Consider the following 14,895-nt stretch of genomic DNA (forward strand, 5'->3'; position numbering starts at 1 on the left):
TTATAGACACGCTTATTGCTGCCCTCCTCCTAGTCTTTTACTAAAACTATCCTATAGGTAAATTATATCACATTATAATATGTACATCAATAATAAATATGTGAAATTTGCTATAAATTAAAAAATTCACAAAAACTTAGAAATTATCTGTCTCTTAAGAATTAAAATAATAAAAAACCGCTTACATTCTTTGTTTTATCGCGTTTAAACTTTTTAGTGTTTTATCTAATGATAATAAAAATCATTTCAACAATTTACAAAAATCTAAGAATTATCTATTTTTGAATACTAGAAATTTTATATTAAATTTTATTATTTATTATATTTTTAAATTAGTTATTGGAAAATCAATCGTGTTAGGATTTATTATTCTATTTGTTTGTGCTATACTTTGAAGTATATAAAGACTATCGAATACAGGACGATGAATAGATGACTTATAAATTTTTGCTTTTCGACCTCGACCATACCTTACTTGATTTTGATGCTGCTGAGGATGTTGCCTTATCGCAACTCCTAAATGAAGAAGGAGTAGAGGATATCCAAGCATACAAAAATTATTATGTACCTATGAACAAATCACTTTGGAAGGATTTGGAGCTGAAAAAGATTACAAAAAAAGAATTGGTCAATACACGTTTTACAAAATTGTTTGCTCACTTTGGCATTGAAAATGATGGTTCCTACTTAGCAGAGCGCTACCAGTTTTTCCTATCAAAACAGGGACAGACTTTCCCAGGTGTGGAAGATTTATTAAAAAATTTGATACATCAGGGCTATGAGCTTTATGCTGCAACAAATGGAATCACCTATATTCAGACAGGGCGTTTGAAGCAATCTGGTATTTCACCATATTTCAAGGAAATTTTTATATCAGAACAGCTCCATACCCAAAAACCAGATGCAGCATTTTATGAAAAAATTGGAGATCGAATTCCTAACTTTGATAAAAATCATGCCCTTATGATTGGTGATTCTTTGTCAGCTGATATTCAAGGTGGGAATAATGCTGGAATCGATACCATCTGGTACAATCCTCATCATCTGGAAAACAAGACCCTAGCTCATCCAACTTATGAAGTCGACTCTTATCAAGCTCTGCTTGATTGCTTGGCGCTACTTTAAAAATTGCAAAAAAGAATAGAGGAGTCTTGAAATAATGGGAACATGGAATGCAACGATTTTTGGAAATGATACTTCCTTAGATATTAAAGAAGAATTCTTCGAGAGATATAATCAAGGAGAAGATGCAAATACAATCAAAAATGACTTGACATCGGATTTATACGATGACGATATGTATGATGTCTTGTTCGCCTTAGCACACTGTTTATGGGAAGTTGGGCAATTAGATGACGAATTCTTGCTTGAAATTAAAGAAATCATTATCAACAAAGAGGATTTAGAACTTGCCGAAGAATTGGGTGCAGATAGTGAATTTTTAAAACAGAGGAGTGTACATCTAGAAAAGTTTTTAGAAAAGATAAGTGTCAAAAAAGAAAATCCCAAAAAGAGAATTGCTCCGCCTGTTCCTGTAGAAAGTAAATATAGGAACGGTGCTGTGATGGTGTTTCAGTATGAGGATGGTAGCTACGGTACATTGATAGCAGTAGATGGAGCTTTCTTTGATAAGGAAACCTATTATGCTTATCTGCAGACTGATATTAAAATGACCAGAAAACCCACTATGGAAGATGTACGATCAGCACGGATTCTCGATCCGAGTTTTCATAGTCACGAATACAATTCATTTCGTGACTCTAAGTATTACTACTCTTTTGTAAATTGTATTTCAGGCTATTTAAAAAGTACAGCAACTAAAAAATTTGAAAAATACAATGATAGTGTTTTTAAAATTATAGGCTATCTTTCAGATTGGGGGAGCTGCTGTAGCGCGGCTTCTGGAGGATTTGATTACTATAACCAAAAATCAAGTGATGAGTTTAAAATAAGCGTTGTAAAGGAATTGAATAAAAAATTTGATGAAAATCTTAATACTCGAACAGAATTGATTATTGATGAAATCGACAAAGAATTTATCCTTTCTAATTCTAGAAAAGGTGTTGAATAAAGGCTCTTTAGTATAAATTATTTATAAAACTTCTCAAATCTTAATAGATACTTTTAAAAGTGGTTTAGATAGCCACTTTTTGCTATAATAGAGGCAGTGAAAACGAAGGAGAAAGCAATGGAACACTCGTCTTGGCATGCTTTAATTAAGGAGCAATTACCTGAGGGTTATTTTGGGAAAATCAAACAGTTTATGGAGCAGGTCTATGCGCAAGGAACTGTATACCCGTCTAAGGAAAAAGTTTTTCAGGCTCTGTTAACAACACCACTTGAAGAGGTTAAGGTGGTGATTCTTGGGCAGGATCCTTATCACGGACCTGGTCAGGCTCAAGGTTTGAGTTTTTCTGTTCCAGATAATATCCAAGCACCTCCTTCTTTGCAAAATATTCTAAAAGAACTTGCTGATGATATTGGAGTTAAAGCATCCCATGATTTGACTTCTTGGGCGGAGCAGGGAGTTTTACTTCTCAATGCTTGCTTGACCGTTCCTGCTGGGAAGGCCAATGGTCATGCTGGTCAAATATGGGAGCCTTTCACGGATGCCGTGATTAAGGTTGTCAATAATTTAGATAGACCAGTAGTATTTGTTCTCTGGGGTGCTTATGCTCGTAAGAAGAAGGTATTGGTAACAAATCCTCAACATCTGATTATTGAATCAGCTCACCCGAGTCCTCTTTCCGTTTACAGAGGATTTTGGGGTTCCAAGCCTTTTTCCAAGGCCAATGCATTCTTAAAAGAAACAGGACAAGAGCCAATTGATTGGCTTAGATAAGGAGAGAATATGCCTCAGTTAGCGACGATTTGCTACGTTGATAATGGAAAAGAATTGCTCATGCTTCATCGCAATAAAAAGCCTAATGATGTCCATGAAGGAAAATGGATCGGTGTAGGTGGAAAGTTAGAGCGTGGAGAAACTCCACAAGAATGTGCTGCCCGCGAGATTTTAGAAGAAACAGGATTGAAAGCTAAACCAGTTCTTAAAGGTGTAATCACCTTTCCTGAATTTACACCAGACCTTGACTGGTACACCTATGTGTTTAAGGTGACGGAGTTTGAGGGTGATTTAATTGACTGTAATGAAGGGACTTTAGAATGGGTTCCTTATGATGAGGTTTTAAGCAAACCAACCTGGGAAGGAGACCACACCTTCGTAGAGTGGCTTTTAGAAGATAAACCATTCTTTTCAGCAAAGTTTGTTTATGATGGTGATAAGTTATTGGATACCCAAGTGGATTTCTACGAATAAAGGAGAAAGCAGATGTTACTAATTAAAAATGGTCGAGTAATGGATCCTAAGTCTGGTTTGGATCAAGTGTGTGATGTCTTGGTTGAAGACGGTAAAATTATCAAAATTGCATCACAAATTAGTGAAAAAGGTGCAGAGGTCATTGACGCAACTGGTCATGTAGTTGCACCCGGTTTGGTGGATATCCATGTTCATTTCCGTGAACCTGGTCAAACTCATAAAGAAGACATTCATACAGGTGCACTAGCAGCAGCAGCTGGTGGTTTTACGACAGTTGTCATGATGGCTAATACCAATCCAACCATCTCCGATGTTGAGACTTTGCAAGAAGTTCTTCAATCTGCAGCAAGGGAAAAAATTAATGTTAAGTCTGTAGCAACGATTACCAAGAACTTTAATGGCCAAGACTTGACTGACTTTAAGGCGCTTTTAAAAGCTGGAGCCGTTGGTTTTTCAGATGATGGTATTCCTCTTGAAAGCAGTAAAGTGGTCAAGGAAGCTATGGAAGAGGCTAAAAAACTCAACACATTTATCAGCTTACACGAGGAAGATCCTGGTCTGAATGGTACGCTAGGTTTTAATGAAAATATTGCTAAAGAACACTTCCATATTTGTGGTGCTACAGGGGTTGCAGAGTATGCAATGATTGCACGTGATGTCATGATCGCCTATGCAACAAAAGCCCATGTTCATATCCAACACTTGTCCAAGGAAGAAAGTGTTAAGGTTGTGGAGTTCGCTCAAGGTTTGGGAGCAAACGTAACTGCAGAAGTAGCACCGCAACATTTCTCTAAGACTGAAGCGCTTCTCTTGACTAAGGGAAGTAATGCTAAGATGAATCCACCACTTCGCTTGGAGTCAGACCGCTTGGCAGTTATCGAAGGTTTGAAATCAGGAGTCATTTCTGTAATTGCGACAGATCACGCGCCTCACCATGCTGATGAAAAGAATGTCGAGGATATCACTAAAGCACCATCAGGTATGACTGGTTTAGAAACTTCTTTGTCACTTGGTTTAACTTACTTAGTCGAAGCTGGTGAGCTAAGCTTGATGGAATTATTAGAAAAAATGACAGTAAACCCAGCAAAATTGTATCATTTTGAAGCAGGTTATTTGGCTGAAAATGGTCCAGCTGATATTACCATTTTCGATGATAAAGCTGACCGAATTGTAGACACACATTTTGCTTCTAAAGCGGCTAATTCACCATTTATCGGTGAAACTTTAAAAGGGCAGGTAAAATACACTATTTGTAATGGACAGATTGTTTATAAAAACTAGATGAAATACTGCTCTATAAAATTTAAATTTAGAGAGAGTCTGTATGTATCCAACCCATCATTTTAAAGACAAGTTCATTTTATTTCTTAAGATTTTCTTCCCTATTTTGGTTTATCAATTCGCAAATTATTCTGCTTCCTTTGTCGATACGACCATGACCGGCCAGTATAATACGATTGATTTAGCTGGTGTATCAATAGCTACTAGCTTTTGGAATCCTTTCTTTACTTTTTTAACGGGTATTGTTTCTGCCTTAGTCCCTATAGTTGGACATCATTTAGGACGTGGGAAAAAAGAAGAAGTGGCTTCTGATTTCTATCAGTTTCTTTATCTTTCGCTTGGCTTATCCATTTTTCTATTTGTTTTAGTTTTTCTGGTTGCTCCTCTAGTTCTAAATAATATGGGATTAGAAGCGGCGGTAGCAAATATAGCAGTTCGTTATCTATGGTTTTTAGCAATAGGGATAATTCCTCTCTTACTCTTTAGTGTTATCCGTTCATTACTGGATGCGCTTGGGTTAACAAAGTTGTCCATGTATTTGATGCTTTTATTACTCCCTCTCAATAGTAGTTTTAACTATTTATTGATTTATGGTGCCTTTGGTTTTCCTGAGTTGGGAGGAGCTGGAGCGGGACTTGGGACCTCTATGGCTTATTGGGCCTTGTTGGGTATATCTATACTAGTCCTTCTTAAACAAGAAAAATTAAAAGAACTACATTTAGAAAACCGACTACCTTTAGATAAAAATAAAATAAAAGAAGCGATAAAACTGGGGTTACCTATTGGTGGAACTGTATTTGCAGAAGTTGCTATTTTTTCAGCCGTTGGCTTAATTATGGCGAAGTTTTCATCATTGATAATAGCTAGTCATCAGTCTGCCATGAACTTTTCATCTCTCATGTACGCTTTTCCTATGAGTATTTCAACAGCAATGGCTATTGTTGTTTCTTACGAAGTTGGTGCTAAACGTCTAGAGGATGCTAAGAAATACATAAAAATCGGACGACTATCAGCTATGGCATTCGCAATTTTAACACTTTCTTTTCTGTATGTTTTTAGAGAAAATGTTGCCAGTCTCTATGGTCATGATCCAGAGTTTATTCAACTAACTGCTAGTTTTATGACCTATAGCTTATTTTTCCAGTTAGCTGATACATTTGCAGCACCATTACAAGGGATTTTACGAGGCTACAAAGATACTGTCATACCTTTCTGCCTTGGTCTCCTTGGATACTGGGGAGTTGCTATACCTCTTGGTTTGTTTCTAGATTATTCAACAAATCTCGAAGCTTATTCATATTGGATAGGTCTTATCGTAAGTTTAGTTGTCAGTGGATTACTCTATCAGTGGCGTTTACAAGTTATCATGAAAAGATTCAAATAATTTGTTGAAAATATCCATGGAAATCAGTTTGTGAAATAGTCATTTTACGTAAAGAAAAGTATTGATTTCATTGACTTTTCTTTTTTTATATTGTGAAAAAATATCAAGCATAATCTTTGACTCTAGTTAACCTATAAGTTAGAATAGAACTATAAGAAATTAAACTTAGAAAGGCAAGATTATGTCAACTTTAGATAAAAATCTTTTGCTTGAGATGTTCCGTAAGATGGAAGAAATTCGTCGTATGGACTTAAAAATTGCTCAATTAGTAAAAAAAGGAAAAGTGCCAGGTATGACGCACTTTTCTGTTGGTGAGGAAGCTGCAAACGTTGGGGCTATGTTAGCTCTAAACGAAGACGACCTCATAACATCGAACCACCGCGGCCACGGGCAAGCCATTGCTAAAGGAATCGACCTTAATGGTATGATGGCTGAAATCCTTGGTAAGTATACTGGAACTTGTAAAGGTAAAGGTGGATCAATGCACATCGCCGACCTTGATGCAGGTAACCTTGGTGCCAACGGTATCGTTGGTGGTGGTATGGGAATCGCAGTAGGTGCTGCCCTTACTCAACAAATGAAAAATACTGGTAAAATCGTTGTCTGCTTCTTTGGTGATGGAGCGACAAATGAAGGTGTATTCCACGAAGCTGTTAATATGGCTTCAATTTGGAATCTTCCGGTAATTTTCTACTGTATCAATAACGGTTATGGAATCTCTGCCGATATTAAGAAAATGACAAACGTCAATCATATCCATGAGCGTAGTGCTGCTTACGGTATTCCTGGAATGTTTATCGAAGACGGTAACAATGTTATCGATGTCTACGAAGGATTTAAGAAAGCAGTTGACCATGTTCGTTCTGGTAAAGGTCCTGTCTTGATCGAAAGTGTAACTTACCGTTGGCTTGGTCACTCATCATCAGACCCTGGTAAATATCGTACACGTGAAGAAGTCGATGAGTGGAAAGAAAAAGATCCAATCGAAAACCTTCGCAAGTACCTTGTTGAAAATAAAATTGCTAGTGCAGAAGAACTTGAAGAAATTCAGGCTCAGGTCAAGGAAGCAGTGGAAGCATCTGTTAAGTTTGCAGAAGAAAGTCCATTCCCTCCACTAGAATCAGCTTTTGAAGATATTTACGCAGACTAAGGAGAAGTAGAGAAATATGGAAACAAAATTAATGTCTTTCCGCGATACCATTATCCTTGCAATGTCTGAGGAAATGCGTCGCGACGAAAATGTACTCTTGATGGGTGAAGATGTCGGTGTCTTTGGTGGAGACTTTGGTACATCTGTAGGTATGCTTGAAGAATTTGGACCAGAACGTGTTCGTGACTGTCCGATTTCCGAAGCAGCTATTTCTGGAGCAGCTGCTGGTGCTGCTATGACTGGACTTCGTCCAATCGTCGACATGACCTTCATGGACTTTTCTGTTATTGCCATGGATAATATCGTCAACCAAGCAGCTAAAACTCGTTACATGTTTGGTGGTAAAGGTCAAGTACCAATTACAATCCGCTGTGCCGCTGGTAACGGAGTAGGTTCTGCAGCACAACACTCACAATCATTGGAATCTTGGTTCACTCATATCCCAGGATTGAAGGTTGTAGCTCCAGGTACACCAGCTGATATGAAGGGTCTTCTTAAGTCTTCTATCCGTGACAACAACCCTGTTATCATTCTTGAATACAAATCAGAATTTAACCAAAAAGGGGAAGTACCAGTAGATCCAGACTATACTATCCCACTTGGTGTCGGAGAAATCAAACGCGAAGGAACTGATGTAACAGTAGTAACATACGGTAAAATGCTTCGTCGTGTGATGCAAGCAGCTGAAGAATTGGCTGAAGAAGGCATCTCAGTAGAAGTAGTAGACCCACGTACTTTGGTTCCACTTGATAAAGACATCATCATTAATTCAGTTAAGAAGACTGGAAAAGTAGTTCTTGTCAACGATGCTCACAAGACGAGTGGATTTATCGGGGAAATCTCAGCTATTATTTCTGAATCAGAAGCATTCGATTATTTAGATGCACCTATTCGCCGTTGTGCAGGTGAGGATGTACCAATGCCTTATGCACAAAATCTTGAAAATGCAATGATTCCAACAGTTGAAAGCATCAAAGATGCAATCCGTAAAACTCACAATAAACAATAATACATAAAATAAATTATGTAAATTAATCAGACGAGAAGCTTTGTATCTATTTGTATCTAATAGATGCAAAGTTCTCTACGTCCTTGATATCTTAGATTAGAGCACGGGCTAAAAGCTCGGAAAAAAGATAAATCTTCTTGACTTCGTCGAGGTCTATGTTGATTTCCTATTTTTCGGTCACTTTTTAACGCCCTTTGCATCATGTAATTGAATTCGGACGGAGGTCTGTGAAAAAAAGATAGATTTCCTTGTGTTCATCGAACACATCGTCAATCTCCTATTTTTTCATTGCCCTCTTCGTCCTTAATATCTTAGTATAGAATAGGAGAGGTCATGGCTGATGATAAGCTAAGAGCGACTCCTGCAGCTAGAAAATTAGCGGATGATTTAGGAATTAATCTCTACGATATTTCTGGCTCAGGCGCAAACGGTCGTGTCCACAAAGAAGACGTGGAAACATTTAAAGACACTAATGTGGTTCGCATTTCACCACTTGCAAAACGAATTGCCCTTGAACATAACATTGCATGGCAGGAAATCCAAGGAACTGGTCATCGTGGCAAGATTATGAAGAAGGATGTTTTAGCTTTCCTTCCGGAAAATATTGAAAACGATACGATTAAATCACCTTCTCAAATCGAGAAAGTGGAAGAAGTTCCAGATAACGTAACTCCTTATGGAGAAATCGAGCGTATTCCAATGACACCGATGCGTAAGGTTATTGCTCAACGTATGGTTGAATCATATTTAACTGCACCAACCTTCACGCTTAACTACGATGTAGATATGTCTGAAATGCTTGCGCTTCGTAAGAAAGTTCTTGATCCAATTATGGAAGCAACTGGTAAGAAAATCACTGTGACAGACTTGCTTTCACTCGCAGTTGTTAAGACGCTTATGAAACACCCTTACATCAACGCTTCATTGACAGAAGATGGTAAGACTATTATCACTCACAACTATGTCAACCTTGCGATGGCAGTTGGTATGGATAACGGTCTTATGACACCAGTTGTCTACAATGCTGAAAAGATGACCTTGTCTGAATTGGTTGTTGCATTTAAAGATGTCATTGGACGTACTTTAGATGGTAAACTAGCTCCTAGCGAATTGCAAAATTCAACTTTCACCATCAGTAACTTGGGAATGTTTGGGGTTCAATCATTTGGTCCTATCATTAACCAACCAAACTCAGCAATTCTTGGGGTTAGCTCAACAGTTGAGAAACCAGTTGTAGTAAATGGTGAAATCGTAATTCGTCCAATTATGAGTCTTGGATTGACAATTGACCACCGTGTCGTAGATGGCATGGCTGGTGCTAAGTTTATGAAAGACTTAAAAGCTTTGATTGAAAACCCAATCTCAATGTTGGTTTAAAATATTTGTTTTAGAAATATAGATAGAGGAAGTAAGATATGGCCTTAGAAGTAATTATGCCAAAAGCCGGCGTGGATATGACAGAAGGACAAATCGTCCAATGGAATAAGAAAGTCGGAGAATTTGTAAAAGAAGGAGAAATCCTTTTGGAAATCATGACTGACAAAGTCAGCATGGAATTGGAAGCAGAAGAAGACGGTTACTTGATCGCTATCCTTAAAGGTGATGGAGAAACTGTCCCTGTTACTGAAGTTATCGGTTATCTTGGTGAAGAAGGGGAAAATATCCCAACAGCTGGAGCAGCTGCACCAGAAGCTAGCCCAGCACCTGCAGCAAGTGCCTCAAACGACGATGGTAAGAGCAATGATGCTTATGATGTTGTTGTAATCGGTGGTGGACCTGCTGGCTATGTATCTGCTATTAAAGCAGCTCAGTTAGGTGGTAAGGTTGCTCTTGTTGAGAAATCTGAACTTGGTGGAACTTGTTTGAACCGTGGATGTATCCCAACTAAGACTTACCTTCACAACGCCGAAATTATTGAAAATATCGGTCATGCAGCTAATCGTGGTATCGTAATTGAAAATCCTAATTTTACAGTTGATATGGAGAAACTTTTAGAAACAAAATCTAAAGTTGTCAATACCCTTGTTGGTGGTGTTGCAGGACTTCTTCGTAGCTATGGAGTTGATGTTCATAAAGGTATCGGTACTATTACTAAAGATAAGAATGTCTTGGTAAATGGTTCTGAATTGCTTGAAACCAAGAAAATCATCCTTGCTGGTGGTTCTAAAGTCAGCAAGATTAATGTTCCAGGTATGGAATCACCACTTGTGATGACTAGTGACGATATTCTTGAAATGAATGAAGTTCCAGAAAGCCTTGTGATTATTGGTGGTGGTGTCGTTGGTATCGAACTTGGTCAAGCCTTTATGACATTTGGTTCAAAAGTTACTGTTATCGAAATGATGGACCGCATTGTACCAGCTATGGATGCTGAAGTATCTAAGAACCTACGTCTAATCCTAGAACGTAAAGGTATGACTATCTTGACAGGTACTAAACTCCAAGAAATCATTGAAGAAGATGGCAAACTCCGTATCAAGGTTGAAGGAAAAGATGATATTATCGCGAATAAAGCCCTTCTTTCAATCGGTCGTGTTCCAGATCTTGAAGGTATCGGAGATGTTGAGTTTGAATTAGACCGTGGTCGTATTAAGGTTAATGAATACATGGAAACTTCTGTTCCAGGTATCTATGCGCCAGGTGATATCAACGGTACTAAGATGTTGGCTCACGCTGCCTTCCGTATGGGTGAAGTAGCAGCTGAAAATGCTCTTAAAGGAAACCACGTTGTTGCTAAATTGAACTTGACTCCTGCAGCTATCTACACACTTCCAGAAGTAGCAGCAGTTGGTTTAACAGAAGAACAAGCTCGTGAGAAATACGATGTCCAAATCGGTAAATTCAACTTTGCTGCAAACGGACGTGCCATTGCATCAGATGCAGCTCAAGGATTCGTTAAGGTTATTGCCGATAAGAAATATGGCGAAATCCTTGGAGTTCACATCATTGGTCCTGCAGCAGCAGAATTGATCAACGAAGCGTCAAGCATCATCGAAATGGAAATCACTGTTGAAGAAATGCTTAAGACAATCCACGGACACCCAACATACTCTGAAGTTATGTACGAAGCGTTTGCGGATGTTCTTGGAATGGCCATCCATTCACCTAAGAAAAAATAAAAATAGATAGACTAGACTGGAATTATTTTCCAGTCTCTATCGTATTAGAAGGTATCTTATGAAATACATTATCAATCATTCAAATGACACTGCCTTTAATATTGCTTTAGAGGAATATGCTTTTAAACATCTTTTGGACGAGGATCAAATCTTCCTTCTTTGGATTAACAAACCATCTATTATTGTAGGACGTCACCAAAATACGATTGAAGAAATTAACCGTGACTATGTTCGTGAAAATGGAATTGAAGTAGTCCGTCGAATCAGTGGTGGTGGAGCTGTTTACCATGATTTGAACAACCTTAACTATACAATCATTTCAAAAGAAGATGAAAACAAGGCCTTTGACTTCAAGAGCTTCTCTACTCCAGTTATCAATACTTTAGCTGAACTTGGTGTTAAAGCTGAATTTACAGGCCGTAACGATTTAGAAATCGACGGTAAGAAATTCTGTGGAAATGCACAAGCCTATATCAATGGCCGTATCATGCACCATGGTTGTCTTCTCTTTGACGTGGATTTGTCAGTCCTAGCTAATGCACTTAAAGTGTCTAAAGATAAGTTTGAATCAAAAGGTGTTAAATCAGTCCGTGCTCGAGTAACTAATATTATCGATGAGTTACCAGAAAAGATCACTGTTGAAGAGTTCCGTGACTTGCTTTTGGAATACATGAAAAAAGAATACCCTGAAATGACAGAGTATGTGTTCTCAGATGAAGAATTGGCTGAAATCAATCGAATCAAAGAAACTAAGTTTGGAACTTGGGACTGGAATTATGGGAAATCACCTGAATACAATGTCCGTCGTGGAACTAAATTCCCAAGCGGTAAGGTTGAAATCTTCGCTAACGTCATTGAATCAAAAATCCAAGACATCAAGATTTATGGTGACTTCTTCGGTATCGAAGACGTTGCAGCAGTAGAAGATGTTCTTCGTGGTGTCAAATACGAACGTGAGGATGTCCTCAAAGCCCTTCAAACCATTAACCTAGGTCGTTACTTCGCAGGAATCACTGCAGAAGAAATTGCTGAAGCAGTTGTAGAATAAAATCAAAAGAGATCCATATGCTATGGATTTCTTTTTTTAAAACTTGATAATCAATCATTATGAGAGTATAATGTAGTGGAAATTTAAAATAAAAGAGGCCTAACATCAATGATAAAGATTCCAATTGAAAATCTCGGACTATTTGAACAGTTAGATCGTACTGTGGTAGCTTTTTTTAAAAACCAAGAATCTACAAATCCTTACGATTTGCATATTAGTATCACACAAGAACACTTCGATAAGAAAAGACAAGAGTTAGAACCATTAGGTTTTCAAGCTGTCCAAATCCCACTGGGAATGGCTTTAGATAATGTCATCCAGCAACCTCATTATAAAAGCTTAATCATTGGTGGACTTGCTCCTGAGGAAATTATCGTGAGCAAAGAAGCATTAATGCCTATGAAAGACATTGTTGATAGTTTTTGTATTATGTATGCTGCAGCTAATAACCGCCTTGAAAATAGTAAAGCTTATGAATTAATGAAAGATAAAACGGTCTACTTTATTGGAAAACTTCTTACTGACATTCCTCAAAAAGGTGATGAAATTGCTTATAAGGGTATTGATCGTACAGCTAGTGATGGTACGCGATATGAAGCTGTTAAATGTTTTTTAACGAAAGAAAGTGCTGAGAAGTACAATGAAGAAAAAAGACCCGTAACCCCTGCGAATCTGGCTTACCTAAAGTCATTTTGGGGAAAGCCAGTCATTATTGAGCCACACCGTAATTATTGGATCGAATTTTTATATAATAATAAAAGAGCGTAAGATTCGATAAAAAATCCTACGCTCTTTTTCTAACTCTAAAACGTTACATAATTTATGTTATGTAGCTTACAAACTATCCAGGGCATTCTTTTGCTCATCATTAACGATATGGGTATACAAGTCGGTAACTTGTGTGCTTGCATGTCCCAGCTGGTGACTGACCAGAACCTGTGATTTGGTTGCATCATATAGACGTGTTGCAAGCGTATGGCGTAGTTTGTGGGGGGTTACGCGAACTTTAAAGTCTTCCGAATACTTAGCCACCATCTTTTCAACACTAGAAGCATCGATACGGTTTGGAACACCTCGATACAAGGTCAGAAAGAGAGCTGTATCAGTCTTTTCTGTCTTATAACGTTTGTCTCTTATAGCAAGATATTGTTCTAAATAAGGCTTAGCAAAGGCAGCAACATTGACTGAGTCTCGTTTTCCCCCCTTTCGAGTGACGTCAATCACCATCATCTTTAGATTGAGATCTCGAAGGTCAAGGTTAACGGCTTCGGAGAGACGGACACCAGAGGCGAGAAGAAGGGCTATAATCGCTAAATCACGTTCTTTGTTCTTGTTAAAGGACGATAAGGCTCGATTTGAGAGAGTTTTAGGGTATTCCTCATCTATATAATTCAAAAATCCCTCTGTTTCATCACCTAAAAAGAGCTTTTGTTTGATATTTTCAGCTCGCGCAGCCAAGGTTTCTTTCTTTTTCTTGGTAGCAACCTTCTTCATGACGTTGCGGTAGAAATAAGGTTCTCCTTGCTCATTTTCAACTTCCTCAGTCAAATACTTATAAAGGCTAGACAATGCTGATAAAGTTCGGTTAATAGTTGTTTGGGAGACACCATTCTTTGTCGTATTAGCATTGAGTAAAGGACGTTCACGTAAGTAAAGAATAAAAGATTCCATGTCTTTCTTGGTCATGTTCTCAAGAACATCCAAAGGAATATTTGCCATAGTATCAGCATCCGATATACCAGATTCCAAAACCCAGGTAAAAAATCGATCGTATTCCTTTAAGTATTCGTACAAGGTCGTAAAACTATAGGGAACAGCCAGTTTTGATTGGTAGTATTCCAGAACATACCAAGGCATAACTTGTTTAAGTTTATCGATACGTTCTAACAAAATCTCACGTTTCATGTTTCTTCTCCAAATCTTTCTATACTAGTAGTATAGCATAGCAAGATATATTTTTCAAGAAAATTATAGTTTTTCGGAAAGATGTTATAGGGGATATATGCAATATCTAAATCTTTGCTAGTATAACCAAAAATTTTTTTAGAGCTAATTATTCTTAATTATGTACTTTATTTAAGTGAACACTGGAAATTTTGACTACTCTCAATTCAGACGAAAATGTACTTTATTTAAGTGAAAACTAAAAATTTTTAAAATGTACATTTTGACAACATAAAAACACTTTATATTACTTAAAGTGTTCTTATTTTTTATATCTTTTTTAAACTGTATAAAATGTTCTTGCTTTCTTCTGTAACCTTTGCAAATCGAACATGCCTTTTTATTTCGTTTTCTGTACGCCATTCTTTCTTTAACTTGAATTTTATAACGATGATCTGAGTTTTCCTGACATATCCACCATACAGACATATTACTCAACTCTGTGATTTCAGTTGGACTTGTTATTAGGATGTTATTTACATAATCCCACTCATTCATTAGAGTTTGTTGTGTCGTTGCTAAGTCGTTAAATCCTTTTAAAACTTTTTGATTCATGCACAAGTATGTAAATAATGTAAAACAATTTCAAAATGTGGTAGACTAGATATGAATTTTGATGGACGATAATTAGGTCAGAGAAAAGG

Annotated in this window: 14 protein-coding genes; 12 read left to right on the top strand and 2 right to left on the bottom strand. The window is 37.5% G+C overall.

What is annotated here, in order from left to right:
- The first annotated feature begins 432 nt into the window (after positions 1-432).
- The 12 genes from QM382_RS02300 (at position 433) to QM382_RS02355 (ending at position 13,075) form a co-directional block, all read left to right on the top strand.
- Positions 433-1,125, top strand: coding sequence for a YjjG family noncanonical pyrimidine nucleotidase (locus tag QM382_RS02300; protein ID WP_414272296.1), 693 nt, complete (start codon positions 433-435; stop codon positions 1,123-1,125).
- A gap of 34 nt (positions 1,126-1,159) precedes the next feature.
- The gene (locus QM382_RS02305) at positions 1,160-2,071 is read left to right on the top strand and encodes a hypothetical protein (RefSeq protein ID WP_414272297.1); all 912 of its coding nucleotides are present in this window, start codon (positions 1,160-1,162) and stop codon (positions 2,069-2,071) included.
- A gap of 117 nt (positions 2,072-2,188) precedes the next feature.
- On the top strand, positions 2,189-2,842 hold the full coding sequence (locus QM382_RS02310) for a uracil-DNA glycosylase (protein ID WP_414272298.1): 654 nt from the start codon (positions 2,189-2,191) through the stop codon (positions 2,840-2,842).
- Between the two features lie 9 nt (positions 2,843-2,851).
- Positions 2,852-3,316, top strand: a complete 465-nt coding sequence (locus QM382_RS02315) for an NUDIX hydrolase (RefSeq protein WP_049496267.1) — start codon at positions 2,852-2,854, stop codon at positions 3,314-3,316.
- Between the two features lie 12 nt (positions 3,317-3,328).
- Positions 3,329-4,597: a dihydroorotase gene (locus QM382_RS02320; RefSeq protein WP_414272299.1), complete on the top strand. Its 1,269-nt coding sequence runs from the start codon at positions 3,329-3,331 to the stop codon at positions 4,595-4,597.
- A 43-nt stretch (positions 4,598-4,640) separates the two neighbouring features.
- The gene (locus tag QM382_RS02325; protein ID WP_414272300.1) at positions 4,641-5,981 is read left to right on the top strand and encodes an MATE family efflux transporter; all 1,341 of its coding nucleotides are present in this window, start codon (positions 4,641-4,643) and stop codon (positions 5,979-5,981) included.
- Between the two features lie 181 nt (positions 5,982-6,162).
- Positions 6,163-7,131: a thiamine pyrophosphate-dependent dehydrogenase E1 component subunit alpha gene (locus QM382_RS02330; protein ID WP_414272301.1), complete on the top strand. Its 969-nt coding sequence runs from the start codon at positions 6,163-6,165 to the stop codon at positions 7,129-7,131.
- Positions 7,132-7,147: 16 nt separating this feature from the next.
- Positions 7,148-8,140 (top strand): alpha-ketoacid dehydrogenase subunit beta, encoded by a 993-nt coding sequence (locus QM382_RS02335; RefSeq protein WP_006152177.1) that lies wholly within the window; start codon positions 7,148-7,150, stop codon positions 8,138-8,140.
- Between the two features lie 333 nt (positions 8,141-8,473).
- A complete protein-coding gene (locus tag QM382_RS02340; RefSeq protein ID WP_414272302.1) occupies positions 8,474-9,517 on the top strand; it encodes a dihydrolipoamide acetyltransferase in 1,044 nt (347 codons plus the stop codon).
- Between the two features lie 38 nt (positions 9,518-9,555).
- Complete coding sequence (gene lpdA / locus QM382_RS02345) at positions 9,556-11,259, top strand: dihydrolipoyl dehydrogenase (RefSeq protein WP_006145562.1); 1,704 nt, start codon at positions 9,556-9,558, stop codon at positions 11,257-11,259.
- A 58-nt stretch (positions 11,260-11,317) separates the two neighbouring features.
- The gene (locus tag QM382_RS02350) at positions 11,318-12,307 is read left to right on the top strand and encodes a lipoate--protein ligase (protein WP_006145561.1); all 990 of its coding nucleotides are present in this window, start codon (positions 11,318-11,320) and stop codon (positions 12,305-12,307) included.
- Between the two features lie 108 nt (positions 12,308-12,415).
- Positions 12,416-13,075 carry a hypothetical protein gene (locus QM382_RS02355; RefSeq protein ID WP_414272303.1) on the top strand — a complete coding sequence of 220 codons (660 nt, stop codon included), beginning with the start codon at positions 12,416-12,418 and terminating at the stop codon, positions 13,073-13,075.
- A gap of 66 nt (positions 13,076-13,141) precedes the next feature.
- Here the strand turns inward: QM382_RS02355 and xerS are convergent, their stop codons facing one another.
- Positions 13,142-14,212 (bottom strand): tyrosine recombinase XerS, encoded by a 1,071-nt coding sequence (xerS, locus tag QM382_RS02360; protein WP_049509685.1) that lies wholly within the window; start codon positions 14,210-14,212, stop codon positions 13,142-13,144.
- Positions 14,213-14,413: 201 nt separating this feature from the next.
- A complete protein-coding gene (locus QM382_RS02365; protein WP_414272304.1) occupies positions 14,414-14,806 on the bottom strand; it encodes a zinc-ribbon domain-containing protein in 393 nt (130 codons plus the stop codon).
- Between the last annotated feature and the right edge of the window lie 89 nt (positions 14,807-14,895).

The sequence above is a fragment of the Streptococcus infantis genome, from assembly GCF_047465185.1.
Taxonomy (GTDB): Bacteria; Bacillota; Bacilli; order Lactobacillales; family Streptococcaceae; genus Streptococcus; species Streptococcus infantis_O.